31 protein-coding genes are annotated in these 26,600 nt (G+C 65.0%); 12 read left to right on the forward strand and 19 right to left on the reverse strand.

The window, feature by feature from the left end; genetic code table 11:
* Window positions 1-2 precede the first annotated feature (2 nt).
* Window positions 3-1,250, forward strand: coding sequence for an FAD-dependent monooxygenase (locus KZZ07_RS08380; RefSeq protein WP_219513495.1), 1,248 nt, complete (start codon window positions 3-5; stop codon window positions 1,248-1,250).
* A 73-nt stretch (window positions 1,251-1,323) separates the two neighbouring features.
* A complete protein-coding gene (locus KZZ07_RS08385; RefSeq protein ID WP_219513497.1) occupies window positions 1,324-2,076 on the forward strand; it encodes an SDR family NAD(P)-dependent oxidoreductase in 753 nt (250 codons plus the stop codon).
* A gap of 66 nt (window positions 2,077-2,142) precedes the next feature.
* Here KZZ07_RS08385 and KZZ07_RS08390 read toward each other — a convergent pair whose 3' ends face one another.
* Window positions 2,143-3,672, reverse strand: a complete 1,530-nt coding sequence (locus KZZ07_RS08390) for a DUF2125 domain-containing protein (RefSeq protein WP_219513499.1) — start codon at window positions 3,670-3,672, stop codon at window positions 2,143-2,145.
* Between the two features lie 153 nt (window positions 3,673-3,825).
* Between KZZ07_RS08390 and KZZ07_RS08395 the strand changes: the two genes are divergently transcribed.
* A complete protein-coding gene (locus KZZ07_RS08395) occupies window positions 3,826-4,581 on the forward strand; it encodes an SDR family oxidoreductase (protein WP_219513500.1) in 756 nt (251 codons plus the stop codon).
* Window positions 4,578-5,186, forward strand: a complete 609-nt coding sequence (locus KZZ07_RS08400; protein WP_219513501.1) for an enoyl-CoA hydratase/isomerase family protein — start codon at window positions 4,578-4,580, stop codon at window positions 5,184-5,186. The genes KZZ07_RS08395 and KZZ07_RS08400 overlap by 4 nt, the downstream gene beginning before the upstream one ends.
* Before the next feature lie 44 nt (window positions 5,187-5,230).
* On the opposite strand, the gene KZZ07_RS08405 is transcribed toward KZZ07_RS08400, so the two are convergent.
* The 3 genes from KZZ07_RS08405 to choW form a co-directional block, all read right to left on the reverse strand.
* On the reverse strand, window positions 5,231-5,452 hold the full coding sequence (locus KZZ07_RS08405) for a hypothetical protein (RefSeq protein WP_219513502.1): 222 nt from the start codon (window positions 5,450-5,452) through the stop codon (window positions 5,231-5,233).
* 103 nt (window positions 5,453-5,555) lie between these two features.
* Entirely contained in the window at window positions 5,556-6,557 is a 1,002-nt protein-coding gene (gene choV, locus KZZ07_RS08410) for a choline ABC transporter ATP-binding protein (RefSeq protein ID WP_219513503.1), read from the reverse strand.
* The gene (choW, locus tag KZZ07_RS08415; RefSeq protein ID WP_219513504.1) at window positions 6,554-7,384 is read right to left on the reverse strand and encodes a choline ABC transporter permease subunit; all 831 of its coding nucleotides are present in this window, start codon (window positions 7,382-7,384) and stop codon (window positions 6,554-6,556) included. Before choW ends, choV begins: the two co-directional genes overlap by 4 nt.
* A 132-nt stretch (window positions 7,385-7,516) precedes the next feature.
* Between choW and KZZ07_RS08420 the strand changes: the two genes are divergently transcribed.
* On the forward strand, window positions 7,517-8,167 hold the full coding sequence (locus KZZ07_RS08420; protein WP_219513505.1) for a glutathione S-transferase family protein: 651 nt from the start codon (window positions 7,517-7,519) through the stop codon (window positions 8,165-8,167).
* 30 nt (window positions 8,168-8,197) lie between these two features.
* Here the strand turns inward: KZZ07_RS08420 and choX are convergent, their stop codons facing one another.
* On the reverse strand, window positions 8,198-9,118 hold the full coding sequence (choX, locus tag KZZ07_RS08425; protein ID WP_219513507.1) for a choline ABC transporter substrate-binding protein: 921 nt from the start codon (window positions 9,116-9,118) through the stop codon (window positions 8,198-8,200).
* Window positions 9,119-9,276: 158 nt separating this feature from the next.
* On the opposite strand from choX, the gene ade reads away from it, so the two are divergent.
* Entirely contained in the window at window positions 9,277-10,971 is a 1,695-nt protein-coding gene (gene ade, locus KZZ07_RS08430; protein ID WP_219513509.1) for an adenine deaminase, read from the forward strand.
* Window positions 10,972-11,043: 72 nt separating this feature from the next.
* Here ade and KZZ07_RS08435 read toward each other — a convergent pair whose 3' ends face one another.
* Window positions 11,044-12,219 carry a lytic murein transglycosylase gene (locus KZZ07_RS08435; protein ID WP_219513511.1) on the reverse strand — a complete coding sequence of 392 codons (1,176 nt, stop codon included), beginning with the start codon at window positions 12,217-12,219 and terminating at the stop codon, window positions 11,044-11,046.
* Between the two features lie 242 nt (window positions 12,220-12,461).
* Here KZZ07_RS08435 and KZZ07_RS08440 point away from each other — a divergent pair, with 242 nt between their 5' ends.
* Window positions 12,462-12,818, forward strand: a complete 357-nt coding sequence (locus KZZ07_RS08440; RefSeq protein WP_367181406.1) for a response regulator transcription factor — start codon at window positions 12,462-12,464, stop codon at window positions 12,816-12,818.
* Window positions 12,819-12,824: 6 nt separating this feature from the next.
* On the opposite strand, the gene KZZ07_RS08445 is transcribed toward KZZ07_RS08440, so the two are convergent.
* The 7 genes from KZZ07_RS08445 to def (KZZ07_RS08475) all read right to left on the reverse strand — a co-directional run bounded on the left by KZZ07_RS08445 (window position 12,825) and on the right by def (KZZ07_RS08475) (window position 17,238).
* Window positions 12,825-13,814 carry a glutathione S-transferase family protein gene (locus tag KZZ07_RS08445; RefSeq protein ID WP_219513515.1) on the reverse strand — a complete coding sequence of 330 codons (990 nt, stop codon included), beginning with the start codon at window positions 13,812-13,814 and terminating at the stop codon, window positions 12,825-12,827.
* 97 nt (window positions 13,815-13,911) lie between these two features.
* On the reverse strand, window positions 13,912-14,145 hold the full coding sequence (locus KZZ07_RS08450) for a GlsB/YeaQ/YmgE family stress response membrane protein (RefSeq protein ID WP_219513517.1): 234 nt from the start codon (window positions 14,143-14,145) through the stop codon (window positions 13,912-13,914).
* A gap of 243 nt (window positions 14,146-14,388) precedes the next feature.
* Window positions 14,389-14,628, reverse strand: coding sequence for a hypothetical protein (locus KZZ07_RS08455; protein ID WP_219513519.1), 240 nt, complete (start codon window positions 14,626-14,628; stop codon window positions 14,389-14,391).
* Window positions 14,629-14,686: 58 nt separating this feature from the next.
* On the reverse strand, window positions 14,687-15,598 hold the full coding sequence (fmt, locus tag KZZ07_RS08460; RefSeq protein ID WP_219513521.1) for a methionyl-tRNA formyltransferase: 912 nt from the start codon (window positions 15,596-15,598) through the stop codon (window positions 14,687-14,689).
* Window positions 15,599-15,719: 121 nt separating this feature from the next.
* The gene (def, locus tag KZZ07_RS08465; RefSeq protein WP_219513522.1) at window positions 15,720-16,214 is read right to left on the reverse strand and encodes a peptide deformylase; all 495 of its coding nucleotides are present in this window, start codon (window positions 16,212-16,214) and stop codon (window positions 15,720-15,722) included.
* Window positions 16,211-16,714: a peptide deformylase gene (def, locus tag KZZ07_RS08470; RefSeq protein ID WP_219513523.1), complete on the reverse strand. Its 504-nt coding sequence runs from the start codon at window positions 16,712-16,714 to the stop codon at window positions 16,211-16,213. Before def (KZZ07_RS08470) ends, def (KZZ07_RS08465) begins: the two co-directional genes overlap by 4 nt.
* On the reverse strand, window positions 16,711-17,238 hold the full coding sequence (gene def, locus KZZ07_RS08475) for a peptide deformylase (RefSeq protein ID WP_219513524.1): 528 nt from the start codon (window positions 17,236-17,238) through the stop codon (window positions 16,711-16,713). The genes def (KZZ07_RS08470) and def (KZZ07_RS08475) overlap by 4 nt, the downstream gene beginning before the upstream one ends.
* 103 nt (window positions 17,239-17,341) lie before the next feature.
* Here def (KZZ07_RS08475) and KZZ07_RS08480 point away from each other — a divergent pair, with 103 nt between their 5' ends.
* Entirely contained in the window at window positions 17,342-18,517 is a 1,176-nt protein-coding gene (locus KZZ07_RS08480; protein WP_219513525.1) for a MalY/PatB family protein, read from the forward strand.
* 113 nt (window positions 18,518-18,630) lie between these two features.
* Here the strand turns inward: KZZ07_RS08480 and KZZ07_RS08485 are convergent, their stop codons facing one another.
* From KZZ07_RS08485 to KZZ07_RS08510, 6 genes are all read right to left on the reverse strand, one after another.
* Entirely contained in the window at window positions 18,631-19,251 is a 621-nt protein-coding gene (locus tag KZZ07_RS08485) for a trimeric intracellular cation channel family protein (protein WP_219513526.1), read from the reverse strand.
* 13 nt (window positions 19,252-19,264) lie between these two features.
* The gene (gene rnhA / locus KZZ07_RS08490) at window positions 19,265-19,717 is read right to left on the reverse strand and encodes a ribonuclease HI (protein WP_219513527.1); all 453 of its coding nucleotides are present in this window, start codon (window positions 19,715-19,717) and stop codon (window positions 19,265-19,267) included.
* Window positions 19,710-20,300 carry a class I SAM-dependent DNA methyltransferase gene (locus KZZ07_RS08495; protein WP_219513529.1) on the reverse strand — a complete coding sequence of 197 codons (591 nt, stop codon included), beginning with the start codon at window positions 20,298-20,300 and terminating at the stop codon, window positions 19,710-19,712. Before KZZ07_RS08495 ends, rnhA begins: the two co-directional genes overlap by 8 nt.
* Window positions 20,301-20,341: 41 nt before the next feature.
* Window positions 20,342-20,794 (reverse strand): DUF3429 domain-containing protein, encoded by a 453-nt coding sequence (locus KZZ07_RS08500; RefSeq protein WP_219513530.1) that lies wholly within the window; start codon window positions 20,792-20,794, stop codon window positions 20,342-20,344.
* Window positions 20,795-20,818: 24 nt separating this feature from the next.
* Window positions 20,819-21,775 carry a 4-hydroxy-3-methylbut-2-enyl diphosphate reductase gene (ispH, locus tag KZZ07_RS08505; RefSeq protein ID WP_219513531.1) on the reverse strand — a complete coding sequence of 319 codons (957 nt, stop codon included), beginning with the start codon at window positions 21,773-21,775 and terminating at the stop codon, window positions 20,819-20,821.
* A 210-nt stretch (window positions 21,776-21,985) separates the two neighbouring features.
* On the reverse strand, window positions 21,986-22,558 hold the full coding sequence (locus tag KZZ07_RS08510; RefSeq protein ID WP_219513532.1) for a LabA-like NYN domain-containing protein: 573 nt from the start codon (window positions 22,556-22,558) through the stop codon (window positions 21,986-21,988).
* Between the two features lie 137 nt (window positions 22,559-22,695).
* Here KZZ07_RS08510 and folK point away from each other — a divergent pair, with 137 nt between their 5' ends.
* The 4 genes from folK (at window position 22,696) to KZZ07_RS08530 (ending at window position 26,537) form a co-directional block, all read left to right on the forward strand.
* Entirely contained in the window at window positions 22,696-23,268 is a 573-nt protein-coding gene (gene folK, locus KZZ07_RS08515) for a 2-amino-4-hydroxy-6-hydroxymethyldihydropteridine diphosphokinase (RefSeq protein ID WP_219513533.1), read from the forward strand.
* Window positions 23,269-23,352: 84 nt separating this feature from the next.
* A complete protein-coding gene (gene rpoZ / locus KZZ07_RS08520) occupies window positions 23,353-23,706 on the forward strand; it encodes a DNA-directed RNA polymerase subunit omega (protein ID WP_043142299.1) in 354 nt (117 codons plus the stop codon).
* A gap of 28 nt (window positions 23,707-23,734) precedes the next feature.
* Window positions 23,735-25,885, forward strand: a complete 2,151-nt coding sequence (locus KZZ07_RS08525; RefSeq protein ID WP_219513534.1) for a RelA/SpoT family protein — start codon at window positions 23,735-23,737, stop codon at window positions 25,883-25,885.
* A gap of 16 nt (window positions 25,886-25,901) precedes the next feature.
* A complete protein-coding gene (locus tag KZZ07_RS08530) occupies window positions 25,902-26,537 on the forward strand; it encodes a DUF2062 domain-containing protein (RefSeq protein ID WP_219513535.1) in 636 nt (211 codons plus the stop codon).
* Window positions 26,538-26,600 lie beyond the last annotated feature (63 nt).

Below are 26,600 nucleotides of genomic sequence, written 5' to 3' on the forward strand. Positions count from 1 at the left end.
GCATGGACAATCCCGTACGCAGGTTCATATTGCGGCGCATGGAACATGACCTGATCATCGTCGGCGGCGGATTGAACGGCCCCGCCCTTGCCTTGGCCGCCGCGCAGGCCGGGCTGAGCAGTTGCGTGGTGGATGCCCTGCCCCTGGATACCCGCGAAGCAGAAGATTTCGACGGCCGGTCCTATGCGCTGGCGCGGTCGTCGCAACGGATGCTGGACCGGCTGGGGCTGTGGGAGGATCTGGCCGATCATGCCCAACCGATGAACGAGATCAAGGTCTCGGACGGGCGCGTGGGCGATGCGGGCGTCTTCCTGGGTCTGCATTTCGACAGCGCCGAGATCGAGGACGGCCCGATGGGCTACATGGTCGAGGATCGCTACCTGCGCCGCGCCCTGCTGGCGACGCTGGCCGGTACAGACTTGATCGAACACCGGGCCGAAAGCCTTGTCACCGCACAAGACGTCACGCCCGAGGGCGCGGCGGTCACGCTGGCGGATGGCACGGTTCTGCGCGGACGGCTGATCGTGGGCGCGGACGGACAGAAAAGCGGCGTCGCCCGCCGGGCGGGCATCCGGCGCATGGGCTGGAGCTATGGCCAGACCGCGCTGGTCTGCGCCATCGCGCATGAGGAATCGCATCACGGGGTGGCGCATCAACTGTTCCTGCCCGCCGGGCCGCTTGCGATCCTGCCCTTGACCGGGAATCGCTCCAGCATCGTCTGGAGCGAGACCGATGCGCGGGCCAAGGCCATCAACGCGCTGCCGGATGAGGACTATCTGCAGGTATTGCGCCCGCGCTTTGGCGATTTTCTGGGCGAGATCTCCATTGCCGGCGCGCGCTTCACCTATCCGCTGACGCTGTCGCTGGCGCGGGCCTTTGTGGCCGACCGGGTGGCGTTGGTCGGCGATGCGGCGCACCGGATGCACCCGATCGCGGGCCAGGGGCTGAACGCGGGGCTGCGTGACGTGGCGGTCCTGGCGCATGTCATCACCCATGCGGCGCGGCGGGGCGAGGATATCGCGGCGCCGGGCGTGCTGGACCGCTACACGCAATGGCGGCGCTTTGACACGGCGACGCAGGCCACCTCGACCGACCTGTTCAACCGGCTGTTTTCCAATGACAACCCGCTTTTGCGCGCCGCCCGCGACATCGGCATGGCAGCGATCAATGCGGCACCGGGACTGCGACGCGGCTTTATCCGCGAGGCGGCGGGGCTGACCGGCGACCTGCCGGACCTGATGCGGGCCTGATCGCGGGCTGACGGGACTTCCCCCCGGGTCGGGCGCTGCCTAGAGTGCCCGGCAGAAGATCGGGAGGACCTCAATGGACAAGAAATGCGCAATCGTCACCGGCGCCGCGCGCGGCATCGGGCTGGCCACGGCAGACCTGTTTCTGGAGAACGGCTGGCAGGTGGCGATGCTGGACCGCGACGGGGACGAGCTGTTGAAGCAGACAGCCACACGCGAAAACGTGCTGCCTTTGGTGCGCGACGTGTCGAACCCGCAGGACGTGGCCGCGATGGTGCGCGAGGCGCATGGCTGGGCCGGGCGCATCGACGCGCTGATCAACAACGCGGGCGTGGCCGAGTTTGGCCCCATCGAGGAGTGCGACTTCGAAACGTGGCGGCGGGTGATGGAGACCAACCTGGACGGTGTTTTCCTCTGTTCGCAGGCGGCGACGCCCTATCTCAAGGAAACGCATGGGGCCATCGTCAACATCGCCTCGATCAGCGGGTTGCGCGCCTCGACGCTGCGGGTGGCCTATGGCACCTCGAAGGCGGCGGTGGTCCACCTGACCAAGCAGCACGCCGCCGAACTGGGCGAGTTCGGTATCCGCGTCAACTGCGTCGCGCCGGGTCCGGTCAAGACCAAGCTGTCGATTGCCGTGCACAGCCCCGAGATCATCCAGGCCTACCATGACTCGATCCCGCTGAACCGCTACGGCAGCGAGCGCGAACTGGCCGAGGTGATCGTCTTTCTTGCCTCGGAAAAGGCGTCTTATGTCAGCGGCCAGATCGTGGCGGTGGACGGCGGGTTCGATTCCACCGGCGTGGGTCTTCCCGCTCTGCGGGCGTAACCCAGGGGTCCAGACGAAAAAAGGGCGGGGAAATCCCCGCCCTTTCGCTTGCGCCGGAACGGCGGCTTACTGGATGCGCTGACCGTTGGCCAGGACGTGGCCCTCTGCGTTGACCTCGATGGTCGAGGTCGCGGTGTCGGGGTCTTCACCCGGCACGGTGAACATCGACATCATCATGCGAAAGCCCATCGCGTCCTCTTCGGGCAGCAGGCCCATCGAGATCAGGCTGTCGACAAGACCGTTGGCCCCGGCGATCGACACGTCTAGCTTGCCTTCGGGACGCGGCACGCCGCCGAATGTCTGCAAGTCGGAGTTGTCGAAGGTGAAAGCGCCCGAGCCCTTGACCATCGCGCCCAACGCATCGACCACGAGGTTGTTGAGCGTGAGCGAGTTCAGCTCACCCGGCATACCGTCGGTCATGCCCAGTTTTTCCATCGACTCGGGGTCCAGCAGGCTGACGAAGGGCGTGACCATCGCTTCCAGGCTGAAGGCCACGGTGGCAGGATCACGGGGCAGCACCTCACCCGGGTCGAAGATGTTCCACAGCATGTCGTCCATCGTGAACCCGCCCAAGGTCAGCGACAAAGACGCGGGGCGCGGCTCTTCGGACGGGGACAGGGGCATGGCCAGCGCGAAACCGGCCTCGCCCAGCGCGGCATTGATCGGCAGCGGCAGTTCCGGGCCGGCCATCGCGACGGTCTGGTCGGTGGCCGACAGGCGATAAGACAGGTCGGTTTCCGACACGGCCACGCCGAATTCGCCACCGGACGAAGTAAACATGCCGGTGGTCGGGCCATCCCCTTCGTTGACGCTGAACTCGGTCTTGCCGCCGGTGTGCTTGATCACCGCATCGACCATGCCACCGTTCTTGAACATCGAGGTCGGGTCCTCGACATCCAGGTCCAGCGGCAGGCGCGTGGTACCGGTGCTGCTGAGTCCGGCCAGGGCCATCGTGAACATGAAGGCATCGTCGCCCTCGGGGTCGTCAAATTTGACGTCGAGGGCCAGGTCCCCCATCGTCATGTCCTGCTCGATGCTGCGCATCACATCGTCTTTCATGATGTGCGAGGTGCCCGACAGCGGGCCCATGCTCATCGTGGCGCTGATGATGTCGCGGCCGTATTCCTCTTCGTCCTCGTGGTCGTAGACCCGCGTCAGGTCCAGCGCGACACGCTCGCCCGAGTAGGTGTATGTCAGGTCGCCGGGGTTGCCGGACACCAGCATCTCGAGATCGGTATGGGTCATCTCCAGCACGACTTCGCCGACGACCTCATCCTCGTCCTCGACAAAGAAGAGCGTGACCTCGCCAACCTCGGGATAGGTGATGGACACGCTGCCTTCGCCGGCTTCGGCAAAGGTCATCGGCGGCATGGTCACGCGAACCAGACCGTCCTCTTCGGGGATGGTCACAACCATCGTCATGTCCGAGACCACCAGCGACGAACCTTCCATCGTCTCGGTGGCGGTGATCTGGTAGCCGAAGTTGGACATGTAGGCTTCGAAGTCGTCCCAGACCTGCTGGGGCGTCACATCGGCCCAAGCCTGTCCGGCCATAGCCACGATGGCCAGCGCAGAGGCTGTTGCGTAGCGTTTCATAATATCTCCTCTCTGTCGGGGCAAACGAATGGATGCAGTGTCAAGACCTTCTCAGGGCCGGTCAAGGGACTGGATTCCATACTATTGAGCGATTACGAAAGTTGCGAGACGCCTTTTGTGGCGCAAATCACCAATTCCAGCAGGAGACCGGGCATGAGCAGCGATCTGAGCGGAAAGACGGTGCTGATCACGGGCGCAAGCCGAGGGATCGGGGCCGAGGCGGCGCGAGCATTCGCCGCAGCGGGGGCACGGGTGGCGCTTGTGGCGCGCTCTGCCGAGGCGATCGCCGACCTCGCAGGCGAGATCGGTGAACAGGCCGTGGCAATCCCCTGCGACATCGCCCGTTACTGGGAATTGGAACAGGCCGTGGCCAAGTGCCAGCAGGCGCACGGGGGCCTCGACATCCTGGTCAACAATGCCGGTGTGATCGAACCCGTGGCCCATATGGCCGATGCCGACCCAGAGGCCTGGGGCGAGGTCATCGACATCAATCTCAAGGGGGTGTTCCACGGCATGCGCGCGGCGCTGCCCGTGATGCTGGAGGCCGGCGGCGGCACGGTTCTGACCATCGGGTCCGGCGCCGCGCACGGCCCGGTCGAGGGCTGGTCGCACTACTGTTCGTCCAAGGCGGGCGCGTTGATGCTGACCCGGATGTTGGACAAGGAATACCGCGATCAGGGGATGCGGGCGATCTCGCTCTCGCCCGGGACGGTGGCCACGCAGATGCAGCGCGAGATCAAGGCCAGCGGCATCAACCCGGTCAGCCAGCTGGACTGGTCGGCCCATATCCCGCCCGAGTGGGTTGCCAGGACGCTGGTCTGGATGTGCTCGGACGCGGCGGACGGCTGGCTGGGTGACGAGATTTCCCTGCGGGACGAGAGCATTCGCAAGGCGGTGGGGCTGGCATGATCCGGCTGGACCGTGACGGCGGACTGTGGGTCGCCACCATCGACCGGCCCGAAAAGGCCAATTCGCTGACCGCGCGCATGCTCGAAGAGCTGTGCGACATCGCCGAGGATGCCCAGACGGGTGCGCGGGCGCTGGTGCTGACCGGCGCGGGAAAGGTGTTTTCCGCCGGAGCGGACCTGGAAGCGGCCAAGGCTGGGCTGGCTGTCTCGCCGCTTTGGGAACGGCTGTCGGGCGCCATTGCCCGGCACCCGGGCTTGACGATCTGTGCGCTGAACGGCACCGTCGCGGGCGGGGCGATGGGTATGGCGCTGGCCTGTGACCTGCGGATTTCCGTCCCCGGCGCCAAGGTATTCTACCCGGTGATGAAGCTGGGCTTTCTGCCGCAGCCGTCAGACCCCCGGCGCCTGGTGGCGCTGGTTGGTCCCTCCCGGGCCAAGATGATCCTGATGGCAGGTCAGAAGATCCCCGTCGAAGAGGCACAGACCTGGGGCCTTGTCGACCGGCTGGTCGAGGGCGACCTGCTGGAAGAGGCCCGCGCGCTGACCGCCGACACGGTGGGCGCCGAGGCCAGCCATGCCCGGGCGATCAAGGGGTTGATCCTCTAGGCTTTTCGGAGAGACGAGCTTTCGGCCAGCACCCCTCGGCAGCTTCAGAACCGGCCGGGGAAATGCGCTATCATGCCGGTCACGTCCTCACCGCAGGAAAAGGCCTCCGGGTTCCGCGACAGCATGGACTGGACAAAGGCGCGCCGCTGGCGGGCCTCCTCTGGCGTGGTTTCCGCGTCACCGCGACGCCGGATCAGAACTGCGGCAAGGCGGATACGCCGGGCATGATGCCTTGTTTCGAACCGATCCCGGAGCTCGAGATGCAACACCTGATGCTGATCTCACCCGAGGCCTATCGGCGGCGCGAGGTGAAGGCCTTTGTCAGCCATTTCGCACCGCGCTACGCCGCGCTCTACCGCTAAGCCCGGGCTATTGCGCCAGCCGGGCGATCACGCTGTCGGCGGTCACGCGGCCCAGCGGTGTTCCCGCCTCGGTCACAGTCAGCGGCCCCTCTTTCAGCCTTGGCATCAGGTCGCGGATCGGCGTTTCGGCCGCGATCTCGATGGACCCGGCCCCCGGTTCCATCACGTCGCGCGCGGTCAGCACGCCCAGCGGGTTCATGTTGGCGACGAAATCGGCGACATATTCCGAAGCGGGGTTCGAGAAGATCTCGCGCGGGGTGCCGGTCTGGACGATACGACCGCCTTCCATGATCGCGATGCGGTTGCCGATCTTGAAGGCCTCGTCGAGGTCGTGACTGACGAACAGGATGGTGCGCTTCAGCTCGCTCTGCAGGTCCAGCAGCTCGTCCTGAAGCCGGGTGCGGATCAGCGGATCAAGCGCCGAAAAGGGCTCATCCATCAGCAGGACCGGCGCCTCGGTGGCAAAGGCACGGGCGAGGCCCACGCGCTGCTGCATCCCGCCCGAAAGCTCGCCCACCTTGCGGTCGCCCCAGTCGGAAAGTCCGACAAGAGCCAGCTGGCGTTTGACGGTTTCGGTGCGTTCCGTGTTCCCCTGCCCCGCCAGTTCCAGGCCGAAGCCCACGTTTTCGGCCACGGTGCGCCAGGGCAACAGGCCGAACTGCTGGAACACCATCGCCACGCGGCGCTGGCGGATACGGCGCAGGCGGGCGGCGGTGCAGCTGGCCACGTCGACCATATCGCCGTCGTCGTTCACCAGAACCCGCCCGCGCGAGACCTTGTTCAGCCCGTTGACCGCGCGCAGCAGCGTCGACTTGCCCGAGCCGGACAGGCCCATCAGGACGACGATTTCCCCCTCTTCGACGCTGAGCGTGCAGTCATGCGCGCCCAGCACCTGGCCGGTTTCGGACTGGATTTCGGCCCGGTCCTGGCCCGCGTCGGCCAGTGGCAGCGCGCTGGCGGGACGGTCTCCAAAGATGATCGAGACGTTTTCGAAGGCGACGGCGCTCATTGTTTCCACCTCAGGGCACGGTCCAGCATGATGGCGACGACGACGATGATCAGCCCCGCCTCGAAACCAAGGCCCGTATCGACCCGGTTCAGCGCACGCACCACCGGCACGCCCAGCCCGTCGGCACCGACCAGCGCCGCGATCACCACCATCGAGAGCGACAGCATGATGGTCTGGTTCAGCCCGGCCATGATCTGCGGCAGCGCGCTTGGCAGTTCGATCTTCCACAGCTTCTGCCCCGGCGTCGCGCCAAAGGCATCCGCTGCCTCCAGCAACGCCTTGGGGGTCGAGGAAATGCCGAGATGCGTCAGGCGGATGGGCGCGGGCACGACAAAGATCACCGTGGCGATCAGACCCGGCACCATGCCGATGCCGAAAAAGACGATGGCCGGGATCAGGTAGACGAAGGTCGGCAAGGTCTGCATCAGGTCCAGAACCGGACGCATGAAACGATAGAGGCCGGGATTATGGGCGGCAAAGATGCCGATGGGCACGCCAACCCCCATGCAGACCACGCAGGCCGAAAGCACCAGCGTCAGGCTCTCGGTCGTTTCCTCCCAATAGCCCTGGTTGAGGATGAAGATAAAGCCCAGGAAGACCATCAGAGGCACCTGCCAGCTGCGGTGCAGCGCGGCGGTCGCAGCGGTGAAGAGGGCGATCACCACCAGTTCGTGCGGGGTCTGCAACAGCCAGAGGATCGCGTCGATCAGCGTTTCCATCGCCACGGCCATGCCGTCGAAAAACCATCCGCCATGTTCCTGCAACCAGTCAAAGACCGCCTCCGCGGCATCACCTACGGGGAGCTTGTGCTCGGTCAGCCAGTCCAAATCTCACTCCTCTTCGTTTTCGTGCCCGAGCATGCGGGCTGCGCCGCCGGATGTGAAGCGGGTTTAGAAATTGATGCTTGGTGACTGTGACCTCGCGTGAGAGCCTGACCGGGCGGAAGCCGGAGAGAGATCATGAGTGACATCACCTTTTACACCAATCCCATGTCGCGGGGGCGCATCGCCCGCTGGATGCTGGAGGAAACCGGCGCGCCCTACCGGACCGAGGTGCTGGACTATGGCCCTGCCATGAAGACGCCCGAATACCGGGCGCTGAACCCGATGGGCAAGGTGCCCACGATTGTGCATGGCGAGTTGGTGGTCACGGAATGCGCGGCGATCTGCGCCTATCTTGCCGATGCCTTTCCCGGGGCCGGGTTGGCGCCGGAGCCCGGCTCTGATGCACGGGGAGCCTACTATCGCTGGCTGTTCTTTGCCGCCGGCCCGGTCGAGGCGGCGGTGACGGCTGCCGCTTTCGGCTTTGACACGCAGGACGACCAGGCCTATTGCCGCGCCGGTTGGGGCAATCTGGAGGCGGTGACAGATACGCTGGCCGGGCTGCTGTCCGACGGACGCCCCTACCTGTTGGGAGAGGCGTTTTCGGCGGTGGATGTCTACCTCGGCTCGCAGATCGCCTGGGGGCGCCAGTTCGGCACCCTGCCCAACCGCGAAGGCTTTGGCCCCTATCTCGCTCGGATCATGGGACGCGGGGCAGCGGTACGGTCGCAGGAAAAGGACAAAGCCCTGATGCCCCAACAAGACGAAGACCAGCCCTCGGCAAGCTGAAACGGGGGCGCCGGGGCGCCCCCGCCGGGATCACTTCAGCGCGTCCATGACCGCGGCCTTGGCATCGCCGCCATCCATCGCGGTCACGCCGTCCAGCCAGCCGTCCAGAACGCCGGTGTTGGCCGAAAGCCAGGTCTTGGCCGCATCTTCGGGGTCTTCGCCCTCGTCGAGGATCAGGGCCATGATCTCGTTTTCCATCGCCAGGCTGAACTCGAGGTTCTTGAGCAGCGCGCCGACATTGGGGCATTCATCGACATAGCCCGCGCGGGTGTTGGTATAGACCGTCGCACCACCCAGATCGGGGCCAAAGTAGTCATCCCCGCCGGTCAGGTACGTCAGGTCGTAGTTGGCGTTCATCGGGTGCGGTTCCCAGGCCAGGAAGATCACCGGTTCATCGCGTTTCACCGCGCGTCCGACCTGCGCCAGCATCCCCTGCTCCGAGCTTTCCTTGACCTCGAAAGCGGAGAGGCCAAAGGCATCGGCGTCGATCATGTCGATGATCAGGCGGTTGCCGTCATTGCCCGGCTCGATGCCATAGATCGTCTCGTCCAGGGCCTCTGCGTGGGCGGCAATATCGGCGAAATCCGCGATGCCCAGCGCGGCACCGGCGGCGTTGGTGGCCAGCGTGTATTTCGCGCCCTGCAGGTTGTCGCGCACGGTGTCGACGGTGCCCGCCTCGCGGTAGGGGGCGATATCGGCCTCCATCGTCGGCATCCAGTTGCCCAGGAAGACATCGATGTCCCCTTCGGCCATCGAGGTATAGGTGACCGGCACGCTCAGCACCTTGATGTCGGTTTCATAACCCAGCGCGTCCAGCACCAGCGTGGTTGCGGCGGTGGTGGCGGTGATATCGGTCCAGCCGACGTCCGAGAAGGTGACGGAGCTGCAATCGGCCATCGCGGTGCCCGCGACGAGGCTCAGCGCAAGCGCGGAAGTGAGGGTCTTTGTCATGGAAATCTCCCAGGTTGGTTTTGCGCGCGAGTAGATCGTGCCTTGGGGTCCTTTGCAACCGATGGATGGATCGGAGCGCCTACAGCGGCGGAAGCCCTCGCAGGGGACGGGACGCTGTGCCATCATCCGGCACGAGGCAATTTTCGAAAGGCTGGGTCATGGCAGATCTGGAACGGCGCATCGCGCAGGGGCGCGGGGATGAACCGGCGGACAAGGTGCTGCGCGGCGGGCAGGTGTTCGACCTGATCACCGGAGAGCTGTTGGACGGGGACGTCGCGATCTGCGGCGACACCATCGTCGGCATCATGGACCGCTACGAGGGGCGCGAGGTGATCGACGTGACGGGACTGATCCTGGTTCCCGGCTTCATCGACACGCATCTGCACATCGAATCCTCGCTGGTCACACCTTTCGAGTTCGACCGCTGCGTCGGGCCGCGCGGAGTGACGACGGCGATCTGTGACCCGCATGAAATCGCCAACGTGATCGGCGAGGCCGGCGTGCGCTATTTCCAGGAGGCCAGCCGTCATACGCTGATGGACATCAAGGTGCAGCTGTCCTCCTGTGTGCCCTCGACCCACATGGAGACGGCAGGGGCCGAACTGACGGCGGCAGAGATTGCCGGACTGATGGGGCATCCCTCGGGCCTGGGGCTGGCGGAGTTCATGAACTTCCCCGGCGTGATCCACCGCGACCCGGGTTGCATGGACAAGCTGAGGCTCTTCGAGGGCGGCCATGTGGACGGGCATTGCCCGCTTCTGTCCGACAAGGACCTGAACGCCTATGTCGCGGCTGGCATCCGGACAGAGCACGAGGCGACCAACGCGGATGAGGCCTTGGAAAAGCTGCGCAAGGGGATGCGGGTGCTGATCCGCGAGGGGTCCGTGTCAAAGGATCTGCACGCGCTGCAACCGCTGCTGACCGAACGCACGGCGCCCTACATGTGCCTGTGCACCGACGACCGCAATCCGCTGGACATCGGGGAGCATGGCCACCTGGATTACATGATCCGCGAGTTGATCCGCCTTGGTTCATCGCCGCTGGCGGTCTATCGCGCGGCCAGCCTTTCGGCGGCAGAGGCATTCGGCCTTAAGGATCGCGGCCAGATCGCCCCGAGCAAACGCGCGGATATCGTGGCCGTCGGATCACTGGAGGCCTGCGACGCGCAGATCGTTCTGGCCGGGGGCACCGTTCTCTCGGAGGCGGCCTTTTCAGCACGCGAGACGGTGGCGCCGGTCGGGCGCGGATCGGTCAAGGCGCCGCGGGTCTCGCCCGAGAGTTTCCGGGCCCGGGCCAACCGGGTCGAAACGGATGTGATCGGCATTCGCGAGGGCCAGATCCTGACCGACCACCTGCACGAGGACATCGCCATCCTGGACGGCGACAAGGCGCCGGACGTGGCACGTGACCTCGTTCGCATCGCGGTGGTGGAGCGGCACGGCAAGAATGGCAATATCGCCAAGGGGTTCGTAAAGGGGTTCGGGCTGCAAGCAGGGGCAATTGCCTCGACGGTCTGCCACGATCACCACAACATCGCCTGTGTCGGTGTGGAATATGCCGACATGGCCATCGCCGCAAATCGGCTGTCAGAGATCGAAGGCGGTTTCGTCGTGGCCCGCGACGGCAAGGTGCTGGCGGAACTCGCCCTGCCCGTCGCCGGGCTGATGAGCCTTGAGCCTTTCGAAGAGGTCCGCGCCCGGCTGGTCGACCTTCGGGCTGCGGCAAAGTCGCTTGGCGTGACGCTGGAAGAACCCTTCTTGCAGTTGGCCTTCCTTGCGCTGCCGGTCATTCCGGCGCTCAAGATCACCGATCGGGGCATGGTGGATGTGAACCGGTTCGAGATTATCGGCTAAGGCCCCCTCTGCCCCGCCTGTCTGTTTCGGCCCGAACGGGCCGAAACTTCACCGGACCCCGGTTCGGCCGGCTTACAGACGGTTCAGCAGCGCAGGCGTCGGCCAGGCATCGGCGGGCAGGCCCAGTTCGCGCTGGACGTCGCGGACCGCGTTGCGGGTGCCGGCGCCAAGAATACCGTCGATCTTGCCCACGTCATAGCCGCGTGCGGCCAGCTTGGTTTGCAGGCGCTTCATCTGCTCGCCCGACAGGCCCGGGTCCGGGTTGCCCGCGTCATAGACCGGCGCACCCTCCAGCCTCGTGCCGAAGTAGGCGGCGGTCAGGACGTAGGTAAAGCTCTGGTTCCATTCAAAGTAGATGCTGAAGTTCGGGTAGGCGATGAACGCCGGTCCCTTGTGCCCCTGCGGGATCACGATGGACGCGTCGAGCCGGCCATCGTCCAGCGGTCCGTGTTTGCCGCGCACGCCCAGTTGCTCCCATTCCGCCACGGTCTTGGTCGCATGCATTCCGGTGTCGTACCAATCCAGGTCAGAGGGCAGTTCGACCTCCTGCAGCCAGGGCTCGTTCGGGCGCCAGCCGAGATGCGACAGCATCTTGGCGCCGGACATCAGCGCATCGGGGGCCGAGGTCTTGGGCGTCACATGGCCGTCACCGTCGCCATCGACACCGTTGATGAGGATATCCTTGGGCAGCATCTGCACCATGCCGATTTCCCCGGCCCAGGCGCCGGTCGTGGTGCGCGGGTCGAAATCGCCGTTCTCGTACAGCTTGAGCGCCGAAAAAATCTGCGGCCGGAAGATTTCCGGGCGGCGGCAGTCATGCGCTAGCGTCACCAGCGCGTTGAGCGTGTTGAAATCCCCCTGGAAGGCGCCGAAATCGGTCTCGAACGCCCAGAAGGCCAACAGGACACCGCGCGAGAGGCCGAACTCACGCTCGATCCGGTCGAAGACGGAGTCGTAGCGGTTCGCCATCTGGCGCCCCTTGTCCAGCCGGTACTGGCTGATCAGCTTGCGCGAGAAGGTGATGAAGGGATCCTGAAAGATCCCCTGCCGGCGGTCGGCCCTCAGCACGGCATCGCTTTGCTGCGCGCTGGCGAAAAATTGCCGAACCATGGCGGGGTCATGTCCCTGCGTGACAGCCTCTTGCGCCAGACCGTCGACGAAGGCGCCAAAGCCGCCACCACAGGGCACGTCCTGCGCCTGAGCCGCGCCTGCCAGCATCAGTGCACCGATAATTGCCGAAAACCGCATGGAATTCCTCGCTTGCTCTCTTTGCCAACACAGTATCAAGACCGGCGCCCGGGGCAAGCGTGCTTCACGGTCAGGGCGCCTTGTGGCAGGTTTCCGACAACCGGGGCGGGTATTTACGCTTTATTCAAAATTCTCATAGCAATTAACCGTTTATTCACTCCTGTGAACACATGATGAAGGCAAGCAACGGTTCACCGGGGATGTCCGACCCGGGTGTTGGGTGCGAGGAGAGTCGCTTGAACGTGCTGATCGTGGAAAACAGCGAGCAGTTGGCTCAGCTGTGGCAGAGGCATATCCAACGTGGAGGCGCCCGTGTCTGGACGGCCTCCACCGAGGAAGCCGCCTTTGACCTGCTTACGGCACAGAAATTCGACATCATCATCCTGAACGTCATGCTGGAAGGCGGCAATGCGCTGGCGGTTTCGGACCTGGCCCAATTCCGCCAGCCCGAGTCGCGCATCATCTTCGTCACCAACACCACCTTCTTTTCGGACGGATCGATCTTCAACCTCTGCGCCAATGCCTGCGCCTTCCTGCCCAGCAGCACCTCGCCGGACGATCTGGCCACGATGGTCAACCATTACGCCCGGGCGGGCTGAGGCAACTCAGGCCGCCCGCAGCCTTTCGCGCCCATGCGGCGCGTCAAGATCCAGGTTCGGCCCGATGGGCACGATGCGATGCGGGTTCACCGTCTCGTGGCTATAGTAGTAATGCCGCGTGATATGGTCGAAGTTTACCGTCTTCGCCACGCCCGGCCACTGGTAAAGCTCTCGCGTATAGGCCCAGAGGTTTGGATAGTCGACGATCCGCGCAAGGTTGCACTTGAAGTGACCGTGATAGACCTTGTCGAAGCGGATCAGCGTGGTGAAGAGACGCCAGTCTGCCTCGGTGATCGTGTCACCCATCAGGTAGCGGTTCCGCGACAACCGGTCCTCGATCCAGTCCAGCGTATCAAAGAGCGGGTGCACGGCGCCGTCATAGGCCTCTTGGGTAGTAGCAAAGCCCGACTTGTAGACCCCGTTGTTCAACGTGTCGTAGATGCGCGCGTTCACCGGCTCGATGGCCTCGCGCATGGCCTTGGGCCAGTAGTCGTCCCGGTTGCCGGTGATCCCGTCAAAGGCAGAGTTGAGCATCCGGATGATCTCGGCGCTTTCGTTCGAGACGATGGTCTCGCGGCTCTTGTCCCACAGCACCGGGACGGTGACGCGGGTCGTCGCCTGAGGGTCGGCCTTGGTGTAGATGTCACGCAAGTAACGCAGGCCATAAAGCGTGTCGCCCGTCGCGCCCTTGTCGTCAGTGTCGAAGGTCCAGCCGTCGCCCAGCATGTCCGGATGCACGGCGCTGACGGTGATCAGGTCCTCCAACCCCTTGAGTTGACGAAAGATCAGCGCACGATGCGCCCAGGGGCAGGCATAGCTGACATAAAGATGATAGCGGCCGGGCTCGGCCTTGAAGCCGCCCTCACCGGTGGGGCCGGGCGCGCCGTCGTCAGTGATCCAGTTGCGCCAGCTCGACTCCGACCGCACGAACTTGCCGCCGGTCTTTCCGGTGTCGTACCAGCCTTCGTGCCAGGTGCCGTCAACAAGTTGTCCCATGCTATCCTCCTTTGGCTTGGCAGGGAGGTAGAGCCAAAGGTCCCGCACACCAAGGCAGACTGGCGCGCAGGGGGTCTGTGCTGACGCACAGGCGCCCCTAGCGCATGTAGGTCTGCCAGACCCAGATCAGCAGCAGCGCCCCCAGAACGGCCCCGACAAGACCCGCCAACAGCCCTGTCACGGTCAGCAAAAAGCGCAGCACGAGGCCGCCGATCAGCGCCCCGCCGATGCCAATGGCGATGGTCGGCAGGATGCCGGTTTCCATCTTCATCATGCGGGTCGCAAGGAAGCCCGCGGCGGCACCGACGATGATGAGCCAGACGATATGCATGGATGCTCCTGTTGGGGCTGACGTGTCTTTGCGGGCAGGATAGGCCTGCAGGACAGCGGCGCAATGGGGAATTCAGTCGCCCTCGGCGCCTCGCATCGGCCACCGTACCGCCCGACACGCGCGGACTGGCATTCGTGGACCAACCATTGCTGCTTTGGTTTTCCAAACACCCTCGGGGAGGCGCTCGGTGAGAGACGGGGCAGAGACCCCGGGATCTGCGCGCCGAAAGCGCGTTGCGCGCGGTCAGCGCCGGCGCCAGTGGGTTGGAACGATGATCAGCGCGCCGATGGAAGCGAGGATGGCATTCACGCCGGGACTGCGGAAACCGATGCCGAACATGAGGGTGACGAAATAGAACAGGAAGGCGCCACCGATGCAGATGATGATGCTGGGCAGGATGCCATTGCGGGTAAAGCCCGATTTCTCGGAGACATAGCCGGTGATCCCGGCGATGACCACGGTGCCGATCAGGGTGGGGAACATGGGGGTCTCCTTGGGTCCGGGGTCAAGATAGAGGCCGGGGTGCGGGATGCCCAGAGGGTCAGGCGCCCAGGTGCGCGCCCTTGGGCAGGGGGCAGCCATTGAGGAAGGTGGCGGCGTCCTGCGCGCCCTTGCCCGCCCGTTGCGCGCGGGTGATGCGCAGGGCGCCGGTGCCGCAGGCCACGGTGAAGCGGTCGTCCAACAGCGTGCCCGGCGTGCCCTGCCCGTCTGCCGGTTCGGCGCCCAGCAGTTTTATCCGGTCGCCCTGGTGCGTGGTCCAGGCCCCGGGAAAGGGCGCGAGGCCGCGGACCTGGCGCGAGATTTCGTCCGCGGGACGGGTCCAGTCGACGGCGGCCTCGGCCTTGTCGATCTTGGCGGCATAGGTCACGCCTTCCTCGGGCTGAGACTTGGGGACGAGATCGTCGATCCGGTCGAGCGCCTGCGTGATGAGGCGGGCGCCCATCTGGCTCAGGCGGTCGTGCAGCGCGCCGGTGGTTTCGGTTGCCCCGATGGGGGTGGCCTCGCGCATCAGGACCGGGCCAGTGTCGAGCCCCGCCTCCATCTGCATGATGCAGACGCCGGTTTCCGCGTCCCCGGCCATGATGGCGCGGTGGATCGGCGCCGCGCCGCGCCAGCGGGGCAGCAGGGATGCGTGGATGTTGAGGCAGCCATGTTTCGGCGCGTCGAGCACGGGTTGCGGCAGGATCAGCCCGTAGGCAACAACCACGGCCACGTCGGCGTTCAGGTCGGCGAATGCGGCCTGCTCCTCGGGCGATTTCAACCGCTCGGGGTGACGGACGGGCAGGCCCAGCGCAAGGGCCCGTTGGTGGACCGGGGTCGGCCGGTCCTTCTTGCCACGTCCGGCGGGGCGCGGTGGCTGGCAGTAGACGCAGGCGATGTCATGGCCCGCCGCATGCAGCGCGTCGAGGACGGGGACGGAGAAATCGGGGGTTCCCATGAAGATGACGCGCATATGCCTGCTCCTGCGGTGCTCGTATTTGGGGTGTAGCGCAGGCGGGTGGACCGGGCCAAGGGCCTTCGAAGGCCCTTGCAAGCGGCTTTGAAGCCGCTTGGCCCCGCCCCGACCGATAGCATCAGGCGCGTTTGCGGGCCTTGCGCAGCAGCATGTCGCGTTTCATCTTGCTGAGCCGGTCGAAATACATGCGCCCGTTCAGATGGTCGATCTGGTGCTGCACCGAGGTGGCCCAGAGACCGACAAGATCCTTGCGCACCTTCATCCCCTGCGGGTCGGTATAGGTGACGGTCACAGCGCGGGGACGGCTGATCTTTGCATGCACGCCGGGCAGGTTGGGGCTGGCCTCGTCGTGGTCGCGGAACTCGACCGAGGCGTGCAGGATCTCGGGATTGGCCATACGCAGCGCCTTGCCGCGCTCTTTGGAGGCATCCACGACCGCGAGGCGCAGCATGACACCGATCTGCGGCGCCGCCAGCCCGACACCCGGCATGGCCTCCATCGTGTCGATCATGTCCTCCCAGATCCCGCGAATCTCGTCGGTGATTTCAGCGACCGGAGCGGCGGCGGTGCGCAGGCGCTTGTCGGGCCAGGGGACGAAGGGACGCAGGCTCATGCCCCCTGCCCCGCCTCGTATGCCGCCAGCAGCGCATCGCGCCCGGCCGGGTCAAGCCGATCGAAGTGCAGGACCCCGTCGAGATGATCGTATTCATGCTGGGCAATGGTGGCCTCGGCGCCACTCAGGCTCAGCTGCCGCGCGGTGCCCGTCAGATCGGTGAAGGCCAGCGTGATCTCCGCGGGGCGGGTCACGTCGGCGGTAACGCCGGGGACGGACAGGCAGCCCTCTGTCGCAACGGCCTGTTCATCGGACGCCGAGAGGATCGACGGGTTGATGCAGACCAGCGGCGTCATGTCGCCCTCTTTCCAGCCCGCATCCATGACGAAGACCCGTTGCATCACGCCGACTTGCGGCGCTGCAAGGCCGCGACCGGGCGCATCGTACATGGTTTCAAACATGTCCGTGACCAGCGCCTCGAGCGCGGCAGGGTCCTCGACCGGCGCGCAGGGCAAAGCCAGGCGCGGATCGGGCCATTTCAGGATCGGCAGGAGGCTCATGCCTTCTCCCGCGCGCGTTCTTTCTTCAGCTTGACCATCTTGCGGGTGATCATCTGGCGGCGCAGCGGTTTGAGGTAATCGATGAACAATTTGCCGTCGAGGTGGTCGATCTCGTGCTGGACGCAGGTCGCCCAGAGCCCGTCGAAGGTTTCGCGCCGCAGCTTGCCGTCGCGGTCGAGCCATTCGACATCCACTACCTTGGGCCGTTCGACATCGGCATACTGGTCGGGGATGGACAGGCAGCCTTCTTCATAGACGTTGCGTTCGTCGCTGCTGGCCACCACTTGCGGGTTGAACATGACCAGCGGCCGCGGGTCGTCGCCGTCATCCTTCTTCGCGCAGTCCAGCGCGATCAGCCGCGACAGCACCCCGATCTGCGGCGCGGCCAGCCCGATGCCCGGGGCAGCGTACATGGTTTCCAGCATGTCGTCCGAAAGGCTGCGCAACTCGTCCGACAGATCGTCGACGGGGGCGCAGACCTTTTTCAGGCGGGGGTCGGGGTGGATGAGGATCGGCCGTTTCATGCGCCCGATTTAAGCATGGCGGACGATATAGGCAAGCGCGCCCCCTTGCACCTGCCACCCGTCAGGATAGCTTGCGCGGCATAGATGCAGAAAGGGGCAGGTGATGAGCCGGTTTGACGAGGACATCGACCGCGTAGGCACGCATTCGACCAAGTGGGACATGATGGAAAAGGCCTATGGCGTCTCGCCCGAGGACGGGCTGGCGATGTGGGTCGCGGACATGGACTTTCGTCCGCCCGATTGCGTGCGCGCGGCCCTGCAACGGATGGTCGATCACGGGCTCTTTGGCTATTTCGGCCCGGACACGGCCTATCGCGACGCGATCCGCTGGTGGCTGCACGAGCGGCACGGCTGGGAAATCTCGCCCGACTGGATCTTTTCCACGCACGGCCTGGTGAACGGCACCGCCATGTGCCTGCAGGCCTATACCGAACCGGGGGATGGCGTGGTGCTGTTCACACCCGTTTATCACGCCTTCGCCCGGGTGATCCGCGCCGCCGGGCGCGAGGTGGTGGAATGTCCGCTGGTGATGAACAACGGTCGCTACGAGATGGATTTCGACGCCTACGACGGGATGATGACCGGGCGCGAGAAGATGGTGATGCTCTGTTCGCCGCACAATCCCGGCGGCCGGGTCTGGACAGAGGAGGAACTGCGCGGGCTCGCCGAGTTCGCCAAGCGGCATGACCTTGTGCTGGTCTCGGACGAAATCCACCATGACCTGCTGATGCCCGGCGAACGACACATCCCGATGGCCCGGGTCGATGCGGGGATCGAGGATCGGCTGGTCATGATGTCGGCCACCACCAAGACCTTCAACATGGCGGGCAGCCACATCGGCAATGTCATCATCCCCGACGCCGCCCTGCGCAAGCGGTTTGGCGATGTCATGGCGGGCCTGGGCATGTCGCCCAATTCCTTTGGCATGGTGACGGCGACGGCGGCCTATTCGCCCGAGGGCGCGGCCTGGGTCGATGAGCTCTGCGCCTACCTCGATGGCAACCGGCGGCTGTTCGACGCGGGTGTGAACGCCATCCCGGGTGTGACCTCGATGCCGATGCAGGCCACCTACCTGGCCTGGGTCGATTTTGCGGGTACGGGCATGTCGCCCGAGGAATTCACCCGTCGGGTGGAAAAGGAGGCCCGGATTGCGGTGAACCACGGCAACACCTTCGGCAGCGGCGGAGAGAGCTTCCTGCGGTTCAACTATGCCACGCCGCGGGCACGGGTGGCAGAGGCGGTTTCGCGGTTGCAAGAGGCGTTTGCCGACCTGCAGTAGCGCCCGCGCCTTTGGAAAGACAAAGCGAGGGGCCAGCCCCTCGCGCTCCCCGGAGTATTCCGCGCCCAAAGAAACACAGGTGGCGGCGCGATGTCAGCGGGACGCGCCTTGGATCACTGGCGGGGCGGGCGCGGCCGGTAGACCGGCAGGCGCCAGCCCAGCGTCAGAGACCCGGCGCGCAGCCCGATCGTGACAAGTGCGACCAGCCCGGCGCTGAGCGCGGGCGCGGCCCCGGCCTGCGTGGCCAGGACACCGGCAAGCGATCCGGCAAGGGCACAGGTGACGTAAAGTTCGCCCTGTTTCAGGACCAGCGGCAATTCGTTGGCGACCACGTCGCGCGCCAGCCCCCCGGCACAGCCGGTGGCGATCCCCATGACCAGAACAATACCCACGGGCTGCCCCAGCCCCTGCGCCACCCCTGCCCCGGCGGCCACGGCGACGCCCAGCGCCAGCGCGTCCAGCCAGAGGATCGCGCGCATCCGGCTTTCCAGCAGGTGAGCCGTGAAAAAGACCAGGACGGCGGCGCAGGTGACCACTGCAAGGTAGGTCTGGTCGGCAATCCAGATCGGCGTGCGGTTCAGCAGCAGATCGCGCAGCGTGCCCCCACCCAGGCCCGTCAGACCGGCGAGGAAGGCAAAGCCCACGATATCCAGCTGCGCCCGGCTGGCCACCAATGCGCCAGTCAGGGCAAAAACCAGCACCGCGGCATAGTCGAGCAGGACCAGCAGGCTCATGCGCGGAGGCTAATCATTTCTTGAACGGCGCCATGCCCGCCCGCGCCAGTTCGTCGGCGCGTTCGTTTTCCGGATGGCCGGCGTGGCCCTTGACCCATTCCCATGTCACCTGGTGGCGTTTCTGCGCCTCGTCCAGCCGCTGCCAGAGTTCGACATTCTTGACCGGCTTCTTGGCGGCGGTCTTCCATCCGTTGCGCTTCCAGCCGTGAATCCAGCCGGTGACGCCGTTCTTGACGTATGCGCTGTCGGTGACGACGGTGATGGTCGAGGGCCGGGCCAGGCTTTCCAGAGCGTTGATCGCGGCCAGCAGTTCCATCCGGTTGTTGGTGGTCTGTGCCTCGCCGCCCTTCAGCTCGCGTTCCTTGACGACGGTCTCGCCCTCCTTCGCGCGCAGCAGGGCGCCCCAGCCGCCGGGGCCGGGGTTTCCGGAACAGGCGCCATCGGTATAGGCAAAAAGCTCAGGCATGGGCGGTCACCGTGATCCAGGGGGCCATGACGTTGTCGAGGCCGAGATCCTCGCCGTGGCGGAAGGCGCCGGGCGTGAAACCGGCATCCCGCAAGAGGCCAGAGAGTTCCGCTTCGGTGTAATAGGTGTAGAGGCGCCCAAGATCGTCGCGCTTGCTGCCCGTGCCGGTTTTCACCCCGACATGGAACAGCCCGCCGGGTTTCAGCGCACGGTGGATCGCCGAAAGGTGGCGGGGCATGGCGTCACGGGGCGCGTGCAACAGGCTGAAGTTGGCCCAGATGCCATCATAGGCCGTCGTGGCATCCAGCGCATCGAAATCCGCCTTGCGCGCGGCAACGCCGGGATGGGCGGCCGCCAGGTCCACCATCGCGGTGGAGGCATCCCAGGCCTCAACCTGGTGCCCGGCGGCGGCCATGTGGCGGGCCGAGAGACCGGGGCCACAGCCGAGGTCAAGCACATGGGCCCCTTTGGGCAGCGCCTCGATAAAGGCCCGCAGGGTGGCGTCCGGCGCGTCGGAGGCGGTAACGCGGGCATAATCCTCGGCCCGACTGTCGTAGATACGGATGGTTTCGCGGTCTGTCATGGCTGTGGTCTGGCCTTTTCCGGCGCCCTTCGCAAGACGGTTCAGAGCAGTGCGGTCAGCAACAGGCAGGCGACCACCAGCGCCGTCAGAAGGACGCGCAACCGCATCCACCACGGCGGCGCCAGCCCCCAGCGCCAGAAGGCCGCGTCCAGCAGCAGAAGCGCGAGAAATCCGAAAGTCAGGTTCAGCGCGGCGGCGGTCTCTCCGCCACCGGTGGTGAAAAACGCCCAAAGCGCGGGGATGACCGAGAGCGCGTAGCCGGTGGTCGCGCGACTGCCTTCGGCCTTGGTCGCGAACCCCCAGAGCACGCCGGACATGAAGGACAGGATCACCGCACCATAGAACAACTGCACATAGGGGCCAACGAAACGCGGCCCCAGCGCGCCCGTGGCCCAGTCATGCAACCCGGGCAACAGCAGGGTCAGCACACCCCAGACGAACGGGAGCACACCGGCAAGGCCGAGGATCAGGGCAGAGCGGGGGATCTGGGACATCTCGGGGCCTATTGATGTGCTGGGTCAGGCAGGCTCGCGCAGCACGCGCGGCACCTTGAATTCCACGTTTTCCTGCGCGGTCTCGACCAGTTCGACCGTGACGTCATGGCGCGCCCGGAAGGCGTCGATAACCTCGTCGATCAGCACTTCGGGCGCCGAGGCCCCGGCGGTGATCCCCACCGATCCGATGCCGTCGAGAGCACGCCAATCGATGTCCGTGGCCCGCTGGACCAACTGCGCATAGGCACAGCCTGCGCGGCGCCCGACCTCGACCAGGCGTTTCGAATTCGACGAATTGGGCGCGCCCACCACCAGCAGGGCATCGGCCTTTGGCGCCAATGCCTTGACCGCTTCCTGGCGGTTGGTGGTGGCGTAGCAGATATCTTCCTTGTGCGGGCCGACGATGGCCGGAAAACGCGCCTTGAGCGCGGCGACGATGTCGATCGTGTCATCGACCGACAGCGTCGTCTGGGTGACAAAGGCGAGGCGCTCGGGATCGCGCACCTCGACATGGGCCACATCCTCGACCGTTTCCACCAGCAGGACCTCGCCCGCCGGCAGTTGGCCCATCGTCCCTACAGTCTCGGGATGGCCAGCGTGGCCGATCATGACCATCTGCAGCCCGTTCTCGTGATGGCGGGCAGCCTCGATATGCACCTTCGAGACAAGCGGACAGGTGGCATCGACGTAGATCATCTCGCGCTTGGCCGCCTCGGCCGGGACGGATTTCGGCACGCCATGCGCGGAAAAGATCACCGGGCGGTCGTCCGGACAATCCTCCAGCTCTTCGACGAAAACGGCCCCCTTGGCGCGCAGGTCGTCGACGACATACTTGTTGTGCACGATCTCGTGCCGGACATAGATCGGGGCGCCCCATTTCTCGAGCGCCATTTCCACGATCTTGATGGCCCGGTCGACACCGGCGCAGAAGCCGCGCGGCGCGGCCAGGTAGAGAGTGAGCGGCGGCAGTCTGTCGGTCATGGCGCGGCCTTTCGTCCTGTGTTGCCCCTGACCTAAGACCTTGCCCCCTCCACGTCCAGTCCGCCCCTTGGCCGGAACCCGGCAGGCCAAAGGCAGAGGCCAAAAGGAAAGGGACGGCGCAGCGCACCGTCCCCTTCCGTTTCATGCCGCCCGCCCTGTCGCCGCCCTCTCATCCCTGTGGAGCGGTTGTCGGGGCTGCGGAAAGTGGTCTTACTTGCTCGAGGCGACCTCGAAGTTGCGTTCGACCTGGTTGTCGCGCGGCGGACGACCGATGACTTCACGAAGCTCGTCGAGCTCGATGAAGTTGTCGGCCTGGCGGCGCAACTCGTCGGCGATCATCGGGGGCTGCGACCGGATGGTCGAGACTACCGAAACCCGCACGCCCTGCCGCTGGAGGCTTTCGACCAGCGGACGGAAGTCGCCGTCACCGGAGAAGAGCACGATGTGATCCACCCGCGGGGCCAGCTCCATCGCATCGACCGTCAGCTCGATGTCCATGTTGCCCTTGACCTTGCGACGCCCTTGGCTGTCCGTGTACTCCTTTGCGGGCTTGGTCACCATCGTGAACCCGTTGTAGTGGAGCCAGTCAACCAGAGGGCGAATAGGAGAGTACTCATCATTCTCCAGAAGCGCCGTGTAGTAGAAGGCCCGAACCATCTTGCCGCGACGAGCGAATTCCTGCCTCAGGAGCTTGTAGTCGATGTCAAACCCGAGAGCCTTGGCCGCTGCGTAAAGATTGGAGCCATCTATGAACAGCGCAAGCCGTTCGTCTTTGTAGAACATAAAATTTCCTTTCGTCCAATCGGCCCGCCTAGTCCGTGAGTGAGTGAGTGGTAGCGGACGCGTTCGGCTAAGATTATGGTTTTTTCCGCGCATCGCAAGGCGTAGGCAGGTCTCAAAAGAATAGTACGTTAGGGCAAATGGCACAAGAATTCCTTATAGCACTCGGCTCGAACCTGCCGTCCAGCGCAGGCGGCAGCAGCGACACGCTGGCCGCGGCCCTGGCCGCGATGGTCGGGTCCGGGCTGCGACTGCGCCGCGTCAGCCGGTTCTTCTCGACCCCCTGTTTTCCGCCTGGCAACGGGCCGGATTTCGTCAATGCCTGCGTCGCGGCGACTGGCCCAGATCACCCTGAGGTGGTATTGGAGATCCTGCATGGCATCGAGGCGGAGTTCGGGCGCACTCGCGGAACGCGATGGGCCAGCCGCCCGCTGGACCTCGATCTGCTGGCGGCAGGCGACCTCATCCGCCCCGATCCAGAGGCTCAGGCGCACTGGCGCGGGCTGCCCCTGGAACGGCAGACAAAAGAGGTCCCCGGCGAATTGATCCTGCCACATCCCCGCCTGCAGGACCGTGCTTTCGTCCTGGTGCCGCTGGCGGATATCGCGGCGGACTGGCGCCATCCGCTGACAGGCGCTACGGTGTCAGAGATGCTGGCGGCGCTGCCCCGGCAGACACGCGCCGACGTCATAGCCTTGCAAGGGGACTTGTGATGACACCCCTCTTGTATCCCGGGCAAGGGCGCGTTATGTCATGCCTTTCTGAGGCCCTCGTAACAGGATAACGGAGCGCTTTTCATGGCACGCGTGACGGTAGAAGATTGCGTCGACAAGGTCCCGAACCGGTTCGAACTGGTGATGCTCGCCGCACATCGTGCGCGCGAAGTGTCTTCCGGTGCCGCGATCACGGTCGACCGCGACAATGACAAGAACCCGGTGGTCGCCCTGCGCGAAATCGCCGAGGAAACCCAGTCCGCCGACGAACTGCGCGAGCGTCTGATCGAATCGAACCAGACCCAGATCGAGGTCGACGAGCCCGAAGAAGACGCGATGGCCCTTCTGATGGGTGCAGAGCAGGACAAGCCGCAAGAAGACGACATGTCCGAAGAAAAGCTGCTGCGCGCGCTTATGGAGGCGCAGGGCCAGGGCTGAGCCCCCGGGCTGGCGGTGCGGTGCTGACATGATCTCGGCCGAAGACCTCGTCGAACTCGTCCGCAACTACAATCCGCGCACCAACGCAGAGTTGATCATCGCGGCCTATGACTATGGCCGCGAGATGCACGAGGGGCAGTTCCGCAAGTCCGGAGAGCCCTATTTTTCGCATCCGGTGTCTGTGGCGGCGATCCTGACCGAGCAACAGCTCGACGACGCCACCATCATCACCGCCCTCCTGCACGACACGATCGAAGACACGCGGTCGACCTATTCCGAGGTCGAACAGCGGTTCGGACGCGATATCGCCGAACTGGTCGATGGTGTCACCAAGCTGACCAACCTCCAGCTTTCCAGTTCCGAGACCAAGCAGGCGGAAAACTTCCGCAAGCTGTTCATGGCCATGTCCAAGGACCTGCGCGTGATCCTGGTCAAGCTGGCCGACCGACTTCACAACATGCGCACCATCCGCGCCATGCGCCCCGACAAGCAGGTGCAAAAGGCGCGCGAGACGATGGACATCTACGCCCCGCTGGCAGGTCGGATGGGCATGCAGTGGATGCGCGAGGAGCTGGAGGATCACGCCTTTCGCGTGCTGAACCCCAAGGGCCGCGACAGCATCATCCGCCGCTTTATCACCCTGCAGCGGGAAACCGGCGATGTGGTGCAGCGCATCACCACGGACATGCGGCACGAGCTGGAAAAGGCGGGCGTCGAGGCAGAGGTCTTTGGCCGCGCGAAAAAGCCCTACTCGATCTGGCGCAAGATGCAGGAAAAGAAGATCGGCTTTTCCCGTCTCTCCGACATCTATGGCTTTCGTGTCATCACCCGGTCCGAAGGCGACTGCTATGGCGCATTGGGCGCCATCCACCAACGTTGGAAATCCATCCCCGGCCGGTTCAAGGACTATATCAGCCAGCCCAAGACAAACGGCTATCGCTCGATCCACACAACGGTGTCGGGCCGCGACGGCAAGCGGGTCGAGGTGCAGATCCGCACCCGCGAAATGCACGAGGTGGCCGAAACTGGCGTGGCAGCGCATTGGTCCTATCGTGACGGGGTGCCAGCGGAAAACCGTTTTGCCGTGGATCCCGCCAAATGGATCGCCTCCGTCACCGAACAGTTCGACGCCGAAGAAGACCACGACGCTTTCCTCGAGGCGGTCAAGCTGGAGATGTATTCCGACAAGGTCTTTTGCTTCACGCCCCAGGGCGACGTGGTAAAGCTGCCGCGCGGCGCGACGCCGATCGACTATGCCTATGCGATCCACACGCGGATCGGGTCGAAATGCGTGGGCGCCAAGGTCGACGGCATCCGCGTGCCGCTGTGGACACGGCTGAAGAACGGCCAGTCGGTCGAGATCATCACCGCCGAAGGCCAGGCGCCGCAGGCGACCTGGCTGGACATGGCGACGACGGGCAAGGCGAAATCCGCGATCCGCCGCGCCCTGCGCGAGGCCAACAAGGAACGCTATGCCAAGCTGGGCCACGAACTGGCCCGCGCCGCGTTTGAATCGCGCGGCAAGAAAGCAACCGACAAGGTTCTGGAAAAGGCCGCGGCGACCCTGCGGCTGGAAGACACGGAAACCCTGCTGGCACGGCTGGGCAGCGCCGAACTGACCACCTCCGAGGTGGTCGAGGCCGTCTATCCCAACCTCGCCATCCAGGACGACGGCGAGATCGAGATGAAGCGCGCCGTCGTGGGCCTGGAACACGGGCAGGGATTCGAGCGGGCGAAATGCTGTCAGCCGCTGCCGGGCGAACGAATCGTCGGGCTTGCGCATCGCGGGCAGGGCGTCGCCGTGCACGCCATCGACTGTGCCGCCCTCGCCGACCACGAGGATCAGCCGGAACGCTGGCTGGACCTGCACTGGGCCGAGGGCAAGCACCCGGCCGTCTACACGGTGTCACTTGAACTCACCATCGGCAACGATGCAGGCGTCCTGGGACGGATTTGCACATTGATTGGCGAGACCAAGGCCAATATTTCTGATTTGAATTTCCTCGCACGCAAACCGGATTTTTACCGCCTCATGATGGACATTGATCTGCGAGATGCAGAACATCTGCATTCCCTGATCTCCACGCTGGAGGCGGAAAGCCACGTGGCCTCTGTCGTCCGTCGACGTGACCCCGGGCTTGAATCGGTCCCGGCTGCGGCGACGGAAGCGGCAGAATAGGCAGGAAAGGCACAACTTGGTCTTCAAGAGACGCGACAGACGGTCCATTGGCCGGATCGTGCTCGAAGCGCTCTGGCCGCGCGGCGGCTGGGCGCGGGCGGCGCGCTATGTCCAGTTGCGTGTCAACCGCCTGCCCGATCCGCCGGACCGGATCGCGCGCGGCATCTTTGCCGGTGTCCTGACCACCTTCACACCGTTCTACGGCTTTCACTTCTTCACCGCTGCGCTGATCGCCTGGATCATGCGGGGCAACATCCTGGCCGCGATCCTGTCGACATTCTTCGGCAACCCGCTGACCTATGTGCCCATCGGCGTGATCGCGATGAAAACCGGGTATTGGCTGCTGGGCCTCGAAGCGGATCAGGATCACGGCAGCATCGGCAAGAAATTCGTCAAGGCAGGCCAGGATCTCTGGGACAATTTCATCGCCATCTTCACCCCGGACAGGACCGACTGGAGCCACCTCAAGATCTTCTATGACGAGGTGTTCTTTCCCTACATGGTGGGTGGCGTCCTGCCCGGGATGATCGCGGGCACCATCGCCTATTACGTCTCGCTGCCGCTGATCACCGCCTTTCAGAACCGCCGCAAGGGGGCCATCAAGGCCAAGCTGGCCGAGCTGAAGAAGAAAAAGGCGCGCCAGGCGAAGTGACCGCCCCTGCCGGTCGGCGCGTCCCGATTCCCGCTTTCATTTTCCTGCCCGCCGCTCTAGCTT

Origin of the sequence: Mameliella sp. CS4 (assembly GCF_019392335.1) — a bacterium.
Classification (GTDB): Bacteria; Pseudomonadota; Alphaproteobacteria; order Rhodobacterales; family Rhodobacteraceae; genus Antarctobacter.